The following is a 15,729-nucleotide window of genomic DNA, read 5'->3' as shown; positions in this document are numbered from 1 at the left end:
AGGACCCGCCCGGTATCCGTTGCCGTCGCACGCAAGACACCGGAGTCTTGTCGAAGGTGCCGGGCCATGAGGAGGACACGCGATGGGGACGAGCGGTGACACACCGGATGCCGAGCGGCGACGGCTGGCCGAGGCGGACGAATCCGGGGTGCCCTGGCGCCGCTGGGGTCCCTATCTGAGCGAGCGCCAGTGGGGGACCGTGCGGGAGGACTACAGCGAGAACGGCGACGCCTGGTCGTACTTCACCCACGACCAGGCCCGCTCCCGCGCCTACCGCTGGGGCGAGGACGGCATCGCCGGCGTCAGCGACGACAAGCAGCGTCTGTGCTTCGCGCTCGCCCTGTGGAACGGCCGCGACCCGATCCTCAAGGAGCGGATGTTCGGCCTCACCAACTCCGAGGGAAACCACGGCGAGGACGTCAAGGAGTACTACTTCCACCTCGACAGCACGCCCACCCACTCGTACATGAAGTACCTGTACAAATACCCGCAGTCGGAGTTCCCGTACGAGGACCTCAGGGCCACCAACAAAACTCGTGGGCGCGGTGACTTCGAGTACGAACTCCTCGACACCGGCATCTTCGACGAGGACCGCTACTTCGATGTGTTCGTCGAGTACGCCAAGGCCGGCCCCGACGACCTGCTGATCGAGATCACCGCGCACAACCGCGGCCCCGACGAGGCACCCCTGCACCTGCTGCCGACCCTGTGGTTCCGGCACACCTGGTCCTGGGCCGGCGGCACCACCGTACCGTCCCTCCGCTCGGAACCCGGAGGCCATGTCCGCGCCGACCACGAGGATTTGGGCCCGCGCCGGCTGTACTGCGACGCGGACGCGGAGATCCTGTTCACCGAGAACGACACCAACAACGAGAAGATCTTCGGCAGTCCGAACGCCTCCCCGTACGTCAAGGACGGCATCGACCGCCACGTCGTCGGCGGCGAGACCGGAGCCGTCAACCCCGCCCGGACCGGCACCAAGGTCGCCGTCCACCACGTGCTCACCATCCCGGCCGGCCGGAGCGCCACCGTGCGCCTACGTCTCACCGCCGACGAACTGCCCGACTGGAGATGCGACTTCGACACCGTCATGACCCAACGGCGCGCCGAGGCCGACGAGTTCTACGACGGCATCACCACCCCGGACGCCTCGGACGACGAACGGCGGCTCGTACGGCAGGCGTTGGCCGGGATGCTGTGGAGCAAGCAGTACTACTACCTCGACGTCGAGCGCTGGCTCTCCGAGCACGGCCTCGACCCGCTCGCCTCCGACCCCCGGGTGCGGAACAGCAACTGGTACCACATGGTCAACGACGAGATCATGTCGATGCCGGACACCTGGGAGTACCCGTGGTTCGCGGCCTGGGACCTCGCCTTCCACACCGTCGCCCTGTCGATGGTCGATCTCGCCTTCGCCCAAGGGCCAGTTGGACGTGCTGCTGCGCCGTCTCTACCTCCACCCCAACGGCCAGATCCCCGCGTACGAATGGAACTTCGGGGACGTCAACCCGCCCGTGCACGCCTGGGCCACCCTGTTCCTCTACGAGCTGGAGAAGCACCGCACCGGCAAGGGCGACCGCGCCTTCCTGGAGAACGCCTTCCAGAAGCTGATGAAGAACTTCAGCTGGTGGCTCAACCGCAAGGACACCGACGGCAACAACGTCTTCCAGGGCGGCTTCCTCGGCCTCGACAACATCGGCGTCTTCGACCGCAGCGCCCCGCTCCCCACCGGCGGCCACCTCGACCAGGCCGACGGCACCGCGTGGATGGCGCTGTACTGCCAGAACCTCCTGGAGATCGCCACAGAGCTGGCCGTCGACAACCCCGTCTACGTCGAGCAGGCGCAGTCCCTGTTCGAGCACTTCGCGTGGATCGCCGTCGCCATGAACCGCATCGGCGACGGCAACGCGAGCCTGTGGGACGAGGAGGACGGCTTCTTCTACGACGTGCTGCGCCTGCCCGACGGCACGGCGACCCGGCTCAAGGTGCGCTCCCTCGTGGGACTGATCCCCCTCGCGGCCACCAGCCTGGTCGGCGGCCGGGCGGACCAGCGCTTCCCCGAACTGGTCGCGGGAGCACGGGAGTTCATGGAGCGCCATCCGGCCGTGGAGGCCACCATCTCCTCGCACGAGGCGCTCGGCCCGAACGCCGAAGGCCGCTATCTCTTCGCCCTGTTCGGCGAGGACCGGCTGCGCCGCATCCTGTCCCGCATGCTCGACGAGGGCGAGTTCCTCGGCCCGCACGGCATCCGCTCCCTCTCCCGGTACCACGCCGAGCACCCGTACACCTTCGAGGTGCACGGGGAGACGTACGGCGTCGGCTATCTGCCCGCCGAGTCCGACTCCGGAATGTTCGGCGGCAACTCCAACTGGCGCGGCCCCGTGTGGTTCCCGGTCAATCTGCTGCTGATCCGGGCCCTGCTCAACCTGCACGCCTTCCACGGCCCGCAGTTCACCGTCGAATGCCCCACCGGCTCGGGCCGACAGCTCACCCTCTACGAGGTCGCCCGCGAGATCTCCGACCGGCTCACCGCCACCTTCCTCAGCGACGCCGACGGACACCGGCCGGTGCACGGCGCCCAGGCCAAATTCGCCAAGGACCCGCACTGGAAGGACCTGATCCTCTTCTACGAGTACTTCCACGGCGACAACGGCGCCGGTCTCGGCGCCTCCCACCAGACCGGCTGGACCGGCCTGTCCGCCGTCACCGCCACCCTCTTCCACACCCTCGGAGACGAGGAGTGGTCGGCGCGGGGCCGCGAGAGCCTCCGCCCGACCGGCGACCGAGAGGAGCCCCTGTCATGACGGCCTGGCCCGAGCACCCGGTGATCTACGAGATCAACACCCTCATCTGGCTGCGGGAGTTGAGTACGCGATACGGCCGCACCGTCACCCTCGGCGAGGTCCCCGATCCCGCGTGGGACGAGGTCGCCCTCCCGGGCGTCGACGCCGTCTGGCTGATGGGCGTGTGGGAACGCAGCCCGGCCGGACTGGAGATCGCCCTGCGCGACGAAGGGCTCCAGGCGTCGTTCCGGGCCGCGCTGCCGGACCTCCGCCCGGAGGACGTCGTCGGATCACCGTACTGCGTCCGCGACTACGTCGTGGACGCCTCCCTCGGCGGCCCGGAGGGACTGGCGGCGGCCCGCGCCCAACTGGCCGCCCGCGGCGTCCGGTTGATCCTCGACTACGTCCCCAACCACGTGGCCCCCGACCACCCCTGGCTGACCGAACGCCCCGGCTGTCTCGTCCAGGGCACTCAGGACGACCTGGCCCGAGACCCCGCCGCCTACCTCGAAGCCGGCGGCAAGGTGTTCGCCCGTGGCCGCGACCCGTACTTCGCGCCCTGGCCGGACGTCGTCCAACTCAACGCGTTCAGCGAGGAGTTGCGCACGGCGGCCGTCGACACCCTGGCCGCGATCGCCGACCAGGCCGACGGCGTCCGCTGCGACATGGCCATGCTGCTGATGACCGACGTCTTCACGAAGACCTGGGGCGAACGGGCCGGCACGGCACCGTCCGAGGACTTCTGGCCGTACACGATCCCGAGGGTCCGCGCACGCCACCCCGACTTCCTCTTCGTCGCCGAGGCGTACTGGGACCTCGAATGGGCCCTGCAACAACAGGGGTTCGACCACTGCTACGACAAACGGCTCTACGACCGGCTGCTGCACGAGGGCGCGGAGTCGGTGCGCGGCCACCTCCAGGCCGATGTCGGCTATCAGCGCGGCCTGGTCCGCTTCCTGGAGAACCATGACGAGCCCCGGGCCGCCGCGAGCCTGTCACCCGAGCGGGAACGCGTGGCGGCCGTCACCATCGCGACCCTGCCCGGCGCGACGCTGTGGCACGAGGGCCAGTTCGAGGGGCGACGGGTGCGCCCGCCGGTCTTCCTCGCCCGGCGCCCCGAGGAGCCCGTCGACAAGGAACTCCAGGCGTTCCAGCACCAGTTGCTCGCCGCCGTCGCCTCCTCAGGCATGCGTTCCGAGGGGGAGTGGCAGCTGCTCGACTGCACGGGCTGGCCGGACAACCCCACCCACGAGAACCTGGTCGCCTGGTCCTGGACCACCGCCTCCGGCCGCCACCTCGTCGTCGTCAACCTCTCCGAACAGCCTGCCCAGGGCCGGGTCCGCCTCCGGTGGACCGATCTGCGCGGCGGCACCCGTCAACTCACCGAACTGCTCGACGACATGACCTATGAGCGAGACGGCGACGAACTCGTCGACCCCGGCCTGTTCGTCGCGCTGGAGGGGCTGCGCCGGCATGTTGTGACCGTACTGCCCTGATCTTGACCTGTGGCCAACTGGTGAAGGATTGACGGGAGTTGTGAAAGGTGACAAGAATTCTGCTTGCTTCGCCGCGTCCACGCTGAGCGAAGTGCCGCGAGCGGTCCGGCAGCGCACGCCATCGATCGTCTCCTTCAGTGTGCCCGCCGCTCGCGCTCTGCCACCTCCCACACCTTTCACCATCGTCGAGGCTCACTTTGTCACGTTCGCAGCACCTCAGATCCCTGTCCGCCCTCGCCGCCACCGCGTTCGTCGCGGCTGCCGCCCCCGTGCTCGCAGCCGGTCCGGCGAGCGCCGCCGAGACCGGCGCCTGCCAGTCCGCCACCGTGCAGTACCGCATCGTCGGTGCTGATGGAAACGTCGTCGGCGCGGACTGGACCTCGCAGGGCGGGTTCCTCCAGTGGGACACCGTCCCGGGCACCGTCCAGGTCCGGCTCGCTCCCGACCAGAGCGTCGGGGAGAGCTGCAAGTACCCCGTCTCGCTCGCCGAGTACACCACCGAGGGCTCCAACTGGTACACCTCCGGCCACCAGACCATGGTCGACAAGGCCACGGTCTACCTCACCGCCAAGGACGTCGCCGGCGCGCAGGACGCCACGCACACCTGGCAGCAGCTGAAGGTCAAGTCACCTGACTGCTACGGCCAGATCGACCTGTACGGCGACGACGTCACGTACGACGGCGGCACGGGCGAGGGCCACGGCCCGCTGCCCTACCAGCCCGACAACATCACGACGCCGTACCACCTCATAGCCGCCTGGAACGGCGGCGACAAGGAGTGCACCACCGGTACTCCGTCGCCCACCCCGACGCCGACGCAGCCCGCCTCGGCGCCGCCCGCGACGCCGTCGACCCCGGCCGACAGCACGCCTCCCGCCGAGGAGTCGACCCCGCCGGCCAGCCCCAAGCCGTCGACGACGCCTCCCACCTCCGCGCACGTGCCGCCGCTCCAGCCGTCGTCCTCGCCCACGCCGAAGGCGACGCCGAACGGTGGCAACCAGCCGCTGGCGGAGACCGGTTCGAACGCGCCGGTCGGCCTCATCGCCGGCGGTGCGGCCCTGGTGATCGCCCTCGGCGGCGGTGCGGTGTACATGGCCGGCCGTACCCGCCGCTCGTCCTGACACGGGCACGCCCCGCGTGAACCGACCGCCCCGCCCCGTGAGTTGTCACGGGGCGGGGCTCACGCATGCTGTCGTCCCGCGGAGTTCACACGTCCATGGCCGTCGCTCACGGCCGTGGCCAGGGGCGCCCGCCGAGCCGTTCGATGTCGGTGTTGAAGCGTCGCAGGAAAGCCGCGAAGGCGTCGATGTCCTCGTCCGACCAGTCGTCCATGATCAGGTCCAGGGACTGGACGAGACCCTCGCGTTCCTCGTCGAGCATCCGAGCGCCCAGGTCCGTGATGCGGAACTTGCGGGCCATGCCGCCCTGCGGGTCGGGGATGCGGTCGACCAGCCCTGAGCGCATGGCGGCGGCCGTCTGCCGGTTGAGAGTGGACGTGTCGAGACCGAAGGCGTCGCTCAACTCGCCGATGGACATGGGCCCTTGGACGCGGATGCGGCTCAGCAGGATGTAGGCGCTGCGCTCCAGCACGCCGTCCTTGCGGCGCCCGCCCCGGTGCGACAGAAGCCCGTGCCGGCTGAGGAGCATCTGCTCGTACTCGATCTCGCGTGTGCGCCTGTCCATCGGTCCACTGCCTCCTGCTTCCTGCCGATGCCGCCACCGTGTCCTGCGCTCGGGGGCGGCACGATCCATCCTCCCACGACGGTATGCATCCTCCAGATGACATGGTCGATACATACGATGTGTACGATGCACATCCCTTCACATCCTGACCGAACAGACATGCCGAGGAGTCCCGCCATGGACGCCCCCCAGCCTTCAGCCCGCGCAGGCGGCGTGGTCGCCACGCTGGCCTTCGCCGGCACCACCGCCGCGATCATGCAGACGCTGGTCACCCCGCTCATCGCCGACCTGCCGGAGATGCTGCACACCTCGTCCTCGAACGCCGCGTGGGTGATCACCGCCACGCTGCTGGTGGCCGCGGTCTGCGTGCCGGTCGTCGGACGCCTCGGCGACCTGCTGGGCAAGCGCCGCATGCTGCTCGCCTGCTCCGTCCCGCTCATCGTGGGCTCGGTGGTCTGCGCGCTCTCCTCGTCCGTCGTCCCGATGATCGTCGGCCGCGGACTCCAGGGCATGGGCATGGGCATGGTCCCGCTGGGCATCGCCCTGCTGCGGGACGTCGTACCGCAGGAGCGGCTCAGCCCCTCCATCGCCCTCGTCAGCGCCTCCATGGGCATCGGCGGCGGCCTGGGTCTGCCGATCGCCGCGGCCATCGCGCAGTACGCCAACTGGCGTGCCCTGTTCTGGGGTTCGGCCGCCCTCGCCCTCGTGGTCGCCGCACTGATCTGGTTCCTGATCCCGGATGTCCCGGCCGCCGCCAAGGGCCAGCGCTTCGACGCACCCGGTGCCCTCGGCCTCGCCGTCGGTCTCGTCTGCCTGCTGCTCGGCATTTCCAAGGGCGCCGACTGGGGCTGGGGTTCGGCCACCGTGCTCGGCCTGTTCGCCGTCGCCCTCGTGGCCTTCCTGTCCTGGGGTGTCTGGGAGCTGCGCACCGGTGACCCGCTGATCGACCTGCGGACGACGGCCCGCCCCCGGGTCCTCATCACCAACGTCGCCTCGGTCTTCGTCGGCGTCGGCATGTACTCCAGCATGCTCGTCGTCCCGCAGCTGCTCCAGTTCCCCGAGGCCACCGGATACGGCCTGGGGCAGTCGATGCTCGCGGCCGGCCTGTGGATGGCGCCCGGCGGCATCATGATGATGATCGTCTCCCCGCTCGGCGGAAAGCTCACCAACGCCCGCGGCCCGAAGTTCACCCTGATCAGCGGCGTCCTGGTCATCACCGCCGGCTACGCCCTGGCGATGGGCCTGATGAGCTCGGCGTGGGGCCTCATGGTCGTCTGCATCGTCATCAACAGCGGCGTCGGCCTCGCCTACGGCGCGATGCCCGCCCTCATCATGAGTTCGGTCCCGCTCTCCGAGACCGCCGCGGCGAACGGCTTCAACACCCTCATGCGCTCCCTCGGCACCTCGATCGGTGCCGCGGTGATCGGCGTGGTCCTCGCCCAGATGACCACCACGGCGGGTGGCTACACCTTCACCTCCGAGGGCGGCTTCCGCACGGGCCTCATCATCGGCGGCGGTGTCGCCCTCCTCGCGGCCCTGGTCGCGGCGGCGATCCCCGCCGTACGGCAGACCGCGGCGGACGAGGGGAAGGCGGAGCCGGTCGTGGCGCTCGAAGAGGCCGGGGTCGATTCCTGACCCGACCGCAGCGAACACGCAGGGTCGTGCTGCCCGGCGCCGAAGGACCGTTGGACCGGTCCACGGCGCCGGGCAGTGTGCTGTTCGCGTGCCAATTCCCGTGCGGCGCAGGGTTCTTGGGGTGAGTCCGCTCCAGCGGGGCCAGTGCTGCGGTCCGAGGCCGTGCAGTGCATCGTTGGGCCAGGGTGCGGTGAGGGTGGGGGAGCGGGGCGGGGGCGTTGCGCAGGCCGTCGAGGAGGGGGCTAGGGGGCGGCGCTGGGCGTCGGGGCCGACGGCCGGGGAACGCGGCGGCGCAGGAGCCGTTCCGAGGGCATCCAGAGGGCGAAGGCCAGGCCGAGGCCGAGTGGGATCTGGAGCAACCGCTGGATCACCGGCGGCCCGGGCCTGTCCCCCCGCCTGAGCGGGGCACTGCCCTGCGGATCGACGGTCACCGTGTACGTGCCGCCCACCACCCACTTCCAGCCCATGAGCCCGTTCTCCTCGATCGGAGCCAGCGGAGGGCCGTCGACGACGGTGACCGTGTAGAGGTGAGCGCTCGCGCCCGTGCCGTCAGCGGCGGACCACTGCATCCGTCGGACCCTGACGTGTTCGGTACGCCCGTGCTGGTGCAGTTCCTGCTGGCCCAGCTCCCGGTCCTGGAGGAACAGCACCCCGAAGAGGCACACCGCACACAGCAGCCACCGGATGTCCAAGGACCAGCACGTGCCCAGGAACACGCAGGCGAGGAGAAGCGCCACCGCGCACAGCACCTCGATCGACTGGGCGTGCGTGACGAAGGCCGTGCGCTCGATCAGACGCACCGTCGCCCACAGCGCCAACGCGCCGCCGGTGCTCGCGGCGCCCACCAGCACCCTTCGGCCCACGCCTCTCCGCCTTGCGCCTGCTTCCTCCGCGCCCACTCTCACCCCTGCCCTCGACGAAACCGCCGACCCGGTGGTGCACGTGCCCAATGTATGGATTGTTGAACGATCCTTCAATAGGATGGTTCAACATCTGGTCGCCCAGGCGCGGACGCGGAACGGTAACCAACCGGAGGGCCGAAGAAGATGAACCGGCATCAGGACGAAGAGCTCGACGACAACGGGCAGATCCTGTTCAGCGACGACCCCGCGCTGCGGCTCGGTGTGCTGACGGGTCTGGAGACCGCGGACGGCGCGGTCCCCCTCGATCCCGCGCAGGCTCGCCGCATGCCCACAGCCCTCTTCGAGTTCAGGCACGCCGTGGGCGTGGGCTACTTCGGGTACGTCGTGCCGGCGGGAGCCTCGCCCGACGAGCTACCCGAGGAACCGCAGCTCGAAGGCGCCATCCTGTTCGGCATGAGGCGTCTGCCGCCCGAGGTCACCGTCCTGTGCTCGATCCCCGGATGGGAGCTGCACGAGATACCCGACGAACAGCCAAAACTGGAGCAGTGCTACGGATACACCTACTCCCGGCTGGAACTGCGGACACCCGACGGCGAGATCTACTCCCGGACCTGGGTCGCGCACGACCCCGAGTGGGCAGCCGCCGCCCTGCGTCTCGGCTACGTCATCTGCCTGTGCGGCGTGGAGCTGGGGATCCGCGGGCCGTATGCGATGAGCGACGCCCAGCACACCCCGAGGATGCGCTACGCGTCCTTCCGCCGCGGCTGCGCACTGGGCCTGAACATCGGCGGGCTCGTCACCTACGTGGCCCACCGCTGACCCGAAACGCCAAGCCGCAACGCTTCGCGTACGAACCCGGGCCGCGACGCGGCGAGCGGGCCGACTCCTCAAGCACGCCGGCCGCCCAACCCCCGCTCCGCGGCACGCCGTACGGCGGTCTCGCCCGCACTGAACTCCCTTATCGCCGCCTCCCGTTGCTCGCGTGAGTCACCTCTGCCCGCGTGCCACCGCACGGAACTCCAGCGGTGTGCGGCCGTCCCGTGTGCGGAAGAACTTCGCGAAGTCGGTCGGTTCGGTGAAGCCGAGGGTGCGGGAGATGTCCGAGGCCGTCGCGTCGGTGTGGACGAGGAGGCGTTTGGCCTCCAGGAGGATGCGGGCGTCGAGGTACTGCTTGGCGGTCGTCCCCGTGGCCGCGAGGGTCGCCCGGGTGAGGGTGCGTGGGCTGTAGCCGAGGGCGGCGGCGTAGTCGGCGACGCGGTGGCTGCTGCGGAAGTCCCGTTCCAGCGCGGCGCTGTAGCGGCGGAACGTGTCGTCGGGCGGGGCGGACGACACCGGGTCCGGGCGGATGTGGGAGAGGCGCAGCAGGAGGACGGAGAGGAGCATGCGGAGGGTCTGGAGGTGTGCGTCGAGGGGGAGCGATGCCAAGTCGGCGTACTCGTACGCGAGGTGACGGAGGGTCAGGCGCGCCGTTCGTGCGTGGGGGCCCGTCGGGAGCAGGGGGGACTGGTCGAAGGGGGGATCGGCCAGGACGAAGCCGGGCTGCCAGATGACGATCGTGCCCCGGGCCGTCGTCAGGTCCGCGGGGACGTACTGGTGCACCTGCCCCGAACTCACCCACAGCCAGCCGCCCTCCGCCACCACGCAGTCCGTGAAGTCCACCCGGTGCCGCAGCGTGCCCTCGGTGACATGGATCAGGTGATGGAAGTCCGGCCGCTGCGGCGCCGACAGGTCGATACCGCGCCGCTCGCCGCGCGCCAGCAGCTCGGTGAAGTCCACGACGTCCATCCCGATGGGCGCGGCGAGCGACGGACGGTACGGCACGTCCGTGATCCCAGGCTGACCGTTTTTTCCCATAGTGAGTCCCGAGCCTACCCTGGCCGGGCGCAGAACCGCTCCTACGGTCGACACCACGGGGACCGAATCGGGCAAGGAGCTGACGACGTGCGACTGATCGTGGGGATGACCGGAGCGACCGGTGCCGTCCTCGGTGTCCGGCTGCTGGAGCAGCTCGCCGAGCTGCCCGAGGTGGAGACCCATCTCGTGCTCAGCCGCTGGGCCCGGACCACCGTGGAGCTGGAGACGGGCCGCACCACCCGCGAGGTCGCCGAGCTGGCGGACGTCGTCCACGGTCCCGAGGACCAGGGGGCCACCATCGCCTCCGGCTCGTTCCGCACCGACGGCATGGTCATCGTGCCCTGCTCCATGAAGACCCTGGCCGGCATCCGCGCCGGCTACGCCGACGGGCTGATCGGCCGGGCCGCCGACATGATCCTCAAGGAGCGCCGCCCGCTGGTCCTCGTACCGCGCGAGACCCCCCTGAGCGAGATCCATCTGGAGAACATGCTCGACCTCGCCCGCAAGGGCGTCCGCATCGTGCCGCCGATGCCCGCCTTCTACAACCACCCCGCCACGGTCGACGACATCGTCACCCACCTCACCTCCCGCGTCCTCGACCAGCTCGACCTGCCCGCCCCCGCCGCCAAGCGCTGGGACGGCATGCGACCCGCCCGCGACGCCCGCATCCACCCGGCCGCCTGAGCGGCACACAGCCACGGAGTCACCCATGCCCCACGACGACCTGCGCAGCTTCCTGGACACCCTGGACAAGGAGGGCCAGCTGCTGCGGATCACCGAACAGGTGCTTCCCGAACCGGACTTGGCCGCCGCGGCCAACGCGGCCGGACGCATCGGCGAAGGCGCCCCCGCTCTCTACTTCGACAACGTCAAGGGCTTCACGGACGCCCGGATCGCGATGAACGTCCACGGCTCCTGGCGCAACCACGCCCTCGCCCTCGGACTGCCCCCGGACACCTCCGTACGTGAGCAGGTCGAGGAGTTCGCCCGCCGCTGGGACGCGTTCCCAGTCGCACCGGAGCGCCGCGAGGACGCGCCCTGGCGGGAGAACGCCCAACAGGGCGCCGGCATCGACCTGTTCAAGGTCCTCCCGCTGTTCCGGCTCAACGACGGCGACGGCGGCTTCTACCTCGACAAGGCCGCCGTGGTCTCACGCGACCCACGCGACCCGGACCACTTCGGCAAGCAGAACGTCGGCACGTACCGCATCGAGGTCATCGGCCGCGACCGCCTCGCCTTCCAGCCGGTCCCCATGCACGACGTGGCCCAACACCTGCACGCCGCCGAGGAGTCGGGTGAAGATCTGCCCATCGCGATCACCCTCGGCAACGACCCGGTCATCACGATCGTCGCCGGCATGCCGATGGGCTACGACCAGTCCGAGTACGAGATGGCCGGCGCCCTGCGCGGAGCCCCCGCCCCCATCGCCACCGCCCCGCTCACGGGCTTCGACGTCCCCTGGGGTTCCGAGGTCGTCATCGAGGGCGTGGTGGAGAGCCGCAAGCGTCAAATAGAGGGCCCCTTCGGCGAGTTCACCGGCCACTACTCCGGCGGCCGGCGCATGCCGACGATCCGTGTCGACCGCGTCTCGTACCGTACGAACCCGGTCTTCGAGTCCCTCTACCTCGGCATGCCGTGGACCGAGGTCGACTACCTCGTCGGCCCCAACACCTGCGTCCCCCTCCTCAAGCAACTCCGCGCCGAATTCCCCGAGGTGCAGGCCGTCAACGCCATGTACACCCACGGCCTCGCGGTGATCGTCTCGACGAAGAAGCGCTACGGCGGCTTCGCCAAGGCGGTCGGCATGCGCGCGATGACCACCCCGCACGGCCTCGGCTACGTCACGCAGGTCATCGTGGTGGACGAGGACGTCGACCCCTTCGACCTGCCCCAGGTGATGTGGGCGATGTCCGCGAAGGTGAACCCTCAGGACGACGTGATCATCGTCCCCAACCTGTCGGTCATGGCACTCGCGCCGGCCGCCAACACCCCTGGAATCACCAGCAAGATGATCATCGACGCCACGACTCCGGTCGCCCCGGACAACAGGGGCCACTTCGACACCCCCGTACGGGACCTTCCGGAGACCCCGGAGTGGACGGACCGGCTGCGCGCCCTCATCGCCGCCCGCTGAACGCCCACCGCACCCACCTCAGGAGCCACCCGCCATGATCTGCCCCCGCTGCGCCCACGGCACGCTCGACACCGTGACCACCTCGCCGGTCCCCGGCGTGTGGGACGTACTCCAGTGCGTCCGCTGCCTCTACATGTGGCGCACCACCGAACCCGACCGCCGTACGCGGCGCGAGGCGTACCCCGTCGAGTTCCGCATGACCCAGGCCGACATCGACGCCGCCCCGGAGGTGCCCGTCGTACCGCCGCTGACCGTCCGCTGAGGCGCGGCCGGGTCAGATGGCCAGGATCGCGCGGACCCGCTTGCCGCCGCCGGTGACCGGTGTGACGTCGAAGCGGTGGGCCAGACAGCGGACCATGGCCAGGCCGCGTCCGCTCTCGGCCTCGGCCGTCAGCGGTCGCACGCGCGGGGGGGCCGGGTTGTCGTCGTAGACCTCGACCGTGACGCGCTCGTCGGACAACTGGATGCGCAACCGGCACTCGCCGCGGCCGTGTTCGGTCGCGTTGGCGACGAGTTCGGACACGATGAGCGTCGCGTCGTCGATCTGCGAAGCGCCCACCCGCTCCATCCGATGCCGGGAACGGGCGAGGAACTCCGAGGTCAGCCTCCGTGCCTGACCCGCCGACGCGGCCTCGTCGGGCAGCAGGTACTCCACGCGTACAGAACGCCTATGGGTACGCCGATGCGTACGCATGGCGAATCACTTCCCCTCCTAGGACGACCCGGTATCCCCGCGGCGCCACCGCACCGGGGCCGCCGCATGGTGCGCGGCCGGTCCTACACAGTTCACTTGCCCTGACTCCGTGATCGGCAACCGGACGCTGCCGCATGGTTGTCGTCGATCAGGAAATGTCCGCTCTCGGACTCAATTGGGTAAAGGGCCGGGCGCGTCGAGGGGATTGCCTGACAGCCTTGCGATGTCCAAAGGTGGGGGAGGGGCTCTTGCGGAAGGCGGCCCCCGAAAGCCGCGACGCCCTTGGAGTGGACCATGGCCGCAGCGAAGCCGCAGCGCAGGCTTTCCCCGCTGACCTGGCTGCCCGCCGCGGTGATGGCGGTGGTCGCGGTCGGCGACATCCTCGCGGGCCCCGGCCTCGGCTTCCTCCCGCTGGCCTCCCTCGGACCGGCCTTCGCGGGCCTGGTCGGCGGCTGGCGCCGCACCGCGTGGTTCGGCGCTGCGGCCCTCGCCCTGTGCGTCGGACTCGGTCTCTACGACGGCCTGTTCCAGGAACGCCGGGGCTTCCTGGCGATGGTGTCGGTGGTCGGCGTGACCGGCGCGGGCATCGCCGCCGCCGTGATGCGCGGCCGCCGCGAGGCCGAACTCGCCAGTGTGCGGTCCATCGCCGAGGTCGCCCAGCGCGTTCTGCTACGGCCCGTGCCGCTGACCGCCGGTCCGCTCCAGGCCGCGGTGTCGTACACCTCGGCCGTCGCGGAGGCCCGGATCGGCGGCGACCTCTACGAAGTGGTCGCCTCCCCGCACGGCGTGCGCGTCATCGTCGGCGACGTCCAGGGCAAGGGCTTGGCCGCCGTCGAGACGGCCGCCGTGGTGCTCGGCGCGTTCCGCGAGGCCGCGCACGACGAACCCGACCTCGTCGGACTCGGCGAACGCCTGGAGCGCAGCGTCTCCCGGGTGCTGTCCGACGAGAAGTTCGTGACCGCCGTCCTCGCCGAGATCGGCACGGACCACGAGGTGCTCTTCCTCAACTACGGCCACCCGCCACCGATGGTCGTACGGCGCAACGGCACCGCCGACTTCCCCGCCCCGCCCTCCTACGCCCCGCCGCTCGGCCTGGGCGGCGCCCGGGGCGGCGAGAACCCGAAGCCGTTCTCCGTGCGCTTCGCCCCCGGCGAGCAGCTGCTCCTGTACACCGACGGCGTCACCGAGGCCCGCGACGAACGCGGCACCTTCTATCCGCTGGGCGAGCGGGCGCACCTGCTGAAGGAACCCGACGCGCAGAGCGCGCTCGACTCCCTCCGCGAGGACTTGGTCCGCCACACGGCGGGCCCGCTCCACGACGACGCCGCGATGCTCCTGCTGCGCTACCACGGCCACGTGACCCGGACGGGCGACGAACCGCCCGTCCGGTGAGCACGGCAGGCCCGTGGTCGATATCGCCGCCACCGACCAACAGACGCGGGAGCCGCCCTGGTGGAGGCGGCGGCCCGCAGTCCGTCGTGCCCCTAGTGGTGGTCGCCCGAGCCGTGCGTGAACCCCTTGAACGTGTGGCTGAAGTACCAGGTGTCCTGCGCGATCCCGGAGCAGTTGTTGGCGCCCCCGGTGCCGACACAGCCGCCGTTGTCGCGCTGGAGCGCCCAGAAGGACAGCGTGTTGATGCCCTGGGCGGCTGCCCAGTTCTTCACCGTGACCGCGTTCTGCGTGGTGAAGGTCTCCGCCGGGCCGAAGTCGTCGATGCCGGGCATCTCGGTGACGCCGATCGTCTTCCACAGCTTCGCCGGGTTCGACTTCGGGTGGAGCGCGGCGAGTTGGGAGTGCAGGCCGGTCGCGGCGGTCTTGGTGTCCTGCGCCATGTCGTGGGCGGCGCCGTCGTAGTAGTCGAACGTCATGATGTTGACGACGTCCACGCGCGCGCCGTTGTCGACCGCGTTCTTCAGCAGGGCGACGCCGTTGGGCGCGAGGCCGGTGGTGGTCGTCGGCAGCGTGTAGGAGAACTCCACGCTGCGGCCGGTGCGTTCGGCCCAGCGCTGCACCTTCGCGATCGCCTTGTTGCGGCGGTCGATGCCGGCCGTGTTGTTGATCGAGTCGGCCTCGATGTCGAGGTCGATACGGCTCACGCCGTACGTCGTGACCAGGCTCTCGTAGACCTTGGCGATGGCGTCGACATCGGTGCAGCTGTCGGCGAGTTCGGTGTTGGTGGTGTCCGCGCTGTAGCCGCCGAAGGACGGGATGACGTTGCCGCCACGCGCCTGGATCGTGGCGATGTCCTTGCCGAAGGTGGGCTTCGCGATCGGCTGGGCGGGCTGGCCGTTCCAGTACGCCGTGCACGAACCGGGCGCCTCGGTCTGAAGGAAGGCCATCGTCAGGTACTTATTGCCGGACGCGGCGGCGAGCGCCGCCGGGCTCTCACCCGTCCACGCCTCGAAGTACGGCGCCGCCACATGGTCCGGCATGGGCCGCGCGCGGTGCGAGGCGTCCGCGGCACCCCCGCCGAGAGCGACCAGCCCCGTGGACAAGGCGGTTACGGCCGCGCAGGACAGTGACGCGCGGAGAAGCCCAGGTCGTCTCATTGACGCTCCCATGCTGAAGGCGAGAAGCCGCCCCTGAC

The 15,729-nt window shown here is 70.2% G+C and carries 13 protein-coding genes and 1 pseudogene; 9 read left to right on the top strand and 5 right to left on the bottom strand.

Translation table 11 applies throughout. The annotated features are described in order from the left end of the window. Positions 1-82: 82 nt before the first annotated feature. The 3 genes and pseudogenes from ACIRB1_RS16005 (at position 83) to ACIRB1_RS15995 (ending at position 5,400) form a co-directional block, all read left to right on the top strand. A pseudogene (locus ACIRB1_RS16005) lies at positions 83-2,804 on the top strand (MGH1-like glycoside hydrolase domain-containing protein). Further along, positions 2,801-4,279, top strand: a complete 1,479-nt coding sequence (locus tag ACIRB1_RS16000) for an alpha-amylase (RefSeq protein ID WP_403465955.1) — start codon at positions 2,801-2,803, stop codon at positions 4,277-4,279. The pseudogene ACIRB1_RS16005 and the gene ACIRB1_RS16000 overlap by 4 nt, the downstream one beginning before the upstream one ends. Before the next feature lie 197 nt (positions 4,280-4,476). Further along, on the top strand, positions 4,477-5,400 hold the full coding sequence (locus tag ACIRB1_RS15995) for a hypothetical protein (RefSeq protein WP_403465954.1): 924 nt from the start codon (positions 4,477-4,479) through the stop codon (positions 5,398-5,400). A 106-nt stretch (positions 5,401-5,506) separates the two neighbouring features. On the opposite strand, the gene ACIRB1_RS15990 is transcribed toward ACIRB1_RS15995, so the two are convergent. Continuing rightward, positions 5,507-5,962: a MarR family winged helix-turn-helix transcriptional regulator gene (locus tag ACIRB1_RS15990; RefSeq protein ID WP_403465953.1), complete on the bottom strand. Its 456-nt coding sequence runs from the start codon at positions 5,960-5,962 to the stop codon at positions 5,507-5,509. Positions 5,963-6,139: 177 nt separating this feature from the next. Between ACIRB1_RS15990 and ACIRB1_RS15985 the strand changes: the two genes are divergently transcribed. Beyond that, on the top strand, positions 6,140-7,597 hold the full coding sequence (locus ACIRB1_RS15985) for an MFS transporter (protein WP_403465952.1): 1,458 nt from the start codon (positions 6,140-6,142) through the stop codon (positions 7,595-7,597). Between the two features lie 242 nt (positions 7,598-7,839). On the opposite strand, the gene ACIRB1_RS15980 is transcribed toward ACIRB1_RS15985, so the two are convergent. Beyond that, on the bottom strand, positions 7,840-8,460 hold the full coding sequence (locus ACIRB1_RS15980; protein ID WP_403465951.1) for a hypothetical protein: 621 nt from the start codon (positions 8,458-8,460) through the stop codon (positions 7,840-7,842). 183 nt (positions 8,461-8,643) lie between these two features. Here ACIRB1_RS15980 and ACIRB1_RS15975 point away from each other — a divergent pair, with 183 nt between their 5' ends. Beyond that, on the top strand, positions 8,644-9,279 hold the full coding sequence (locus ACIRB1_RS15975; protein ID WP_403465950.1) for a hypothetical protein: 636 nt from the start codon (positions 8,644-8,646) through the stop codon (positions 9,277-9,279). Between the two features lie 168 nt (positions 9,280-9,447). Here the strand turns inward: ACIRB1_RS15975 and ACIRB1_RS15970 are convergent, their stop codons facing one another. Continuing rightward, complete coding sequence (locus tag ACIRB1_RS15970) at positions 9,448-10,281, bottom strand: helix-turn-helix domain-containing protein (protein WP_403465949.1); 834 nt, start codon at positions 10,279-10,281, stop codon at positions 9,448-9,450. 120 nt (positions 10,282-10,401) lie between these two features. On the opposite strand from ACIRB1_RS15970, the gene ACIRB1_RS15965 reads away from it, so the two are divergent. Genes ACIRB1_RS15965 through ACIRB1_RS15955 form a run of 3 tightly spaced genes read left to right on the top strand, consistent with a single transcriptional unit; the run spans position 10,402 to position 12,710 of the window. Continuing rightward, entirely contained in the window at positions 10,402-10,998 is a 597-nt protein-coding gene (locus ACIRB1_RS15965; protein WP_403465948.1) for a non-oxidative hydroxyarylic acid decarboxylases subunit B, read from the top strand. A gap of 25 nt (positions 10,999-11,023) precedes the next feature. Next, positions 11,024-12,448, top strand: a complete 1,425-nt coding sequence (locus tag ACIRB1_RS15960; RefSeq protein ID WP_403465947.1) for a non-oxidative hydroxyarylic acid decarboxylases subunit C — start codon at positions 11,024-11,026, stop codon at positions 12,446-12,448. 34 nt (positions 12,449-12,482) lie between these two features. After that, positions 12,483-12,710: a non-oxidative hydroxyarylic acid decarboxylases subunit D gene (locus ACIRB1_RS15955; RefSeq protein WP_403465946.1), complete on the top strand. Its 228-nt coding sequence runs from the start codon at positions 12,483-12,485 to the stop codon at positions 12,708-12,710. A gap of 12 nt (positions 12,711-12,722) precedes the next feature. On the opposite strand, the gene ACIRB1_RS15950 is transcribed toward ACIRB1_RS15955, so the two are convergent. After that, on the bottom strand, positions 12,723-13,103 hold the full coding sequence (locus ACIRB1_RS15950; protein WP_403465945.1) for an ATP-binding protein: 381 nt from the start codon (positions 13,101-13,103) through the stop codon (positions 12,723-12,725). Positions 13,104-13,436: 333 nt separating this feature from the next. On the opposite strand from ACIRB1_RS15950, the gene ACIRB1_RS15945 reads away from it, so the two are divergent. Next, positions 13,437-14,534 carry a PP2C family protein-serine/threonine phosphatase gene (locus ACIRB1_RS15945; RefSeq protein ID WP_352181540.1) on the top strand — a complete coding sequence of 366 codons (1,098 nt, stop codon included), beginning with the start codon at positions 13,437-13,439 and terminating at the stop codon, positions 14,532-14,534. Between the two features lie 92 nt (positions 14,535-14,626). Here the strand turns inward: ACIRB1_RS15945 and ACIRB1_RS15940 are convergent, their stop codons facing one another. Then, complete coding sequence (locus ACIRB1_RS15940; protein ID WP_403465944.1) at positions 14,627-15,691, bottom strand: chitinase; 1,065 nt, start codon at positions 15,689-15,691, stop codon at positions 14,627-14,629. Between the last annotated feature and the right edge of the window lie 38 nt (positions 15,692-15,729).

This window comes from Streptomyces sp. NPDC096013, assembly GCF_044763565.1.
Taxonomy (GTDB): Bacteria; Actinomycetota; Actinomycetes; order Streptomycetales; family Streptomycetaceae; genus Streptomyces.
Note: the sequence above shows the minus strand (reverse complement) of the source record. Positions and strands in the feature narration are given on the sequence as shown.

Bases quoted from the DNA above. Each gene is read 5' to 3' on its own strand.
- ACIRB1_RS15975 (WP_403465950.1), top strand. From the start codon at position 8,644: ATGAACCGGCATCAGGACGAAGAGCTCGACGACAACGGGCAGATCCTG.
- ACIRB1_RS15960 (WP_403465947.1), top strand. From the start codon at position 11,024: ATGCCCCACGACGACCTGCGCAGCTTCCTGGACACCCTGGACAAGGAG.
- ACIRB1_RS15990 (WP_403465953.1), bottom strand. From the start codon at position 5,962: ATGGACAGGCGCACACGCGAGATCGAGTACGAGCAGATGCTCCTCAGC.
- ACIRB1_RS15940 (WP_403465944.1), bottom strand. From the start codon at position 15,691: ATGAGACGACCTGGGCTTCTCCGCGCGTCACTGTCCTGCGCGGCCGTA.
- ACIRB1_RS16000 (WP_403465955.1), top strand. From the start codon at position 2,801: ATGACGGCCTGGCCCGAGCACCCGGTGATCTACGAGATCAACACCCTC.
- ACIRB1_RS15985 (WP_403465952.1), top strand. From the start codon at position 6,140: ATGGACGCCCCCCAGCCTTCAGCCCGCGCAGGCGGCGTGGTCGCCACG.
- ACIRB1_RS15945 (WP_352181540.1), top strand. From the start codon at position 13,437: ATGGCCGCAGCGAAGCCGCAGCGCAGGCTTTCCCCGCTGACCTGGCTG.
- ACIRB1_RS15955 (WP_403465946.1), top strand. From the start codon at position 12,483: ATGATCTGCCCCCGCTGCGCCCACGGCACGCTCGACACCGTGACCACC.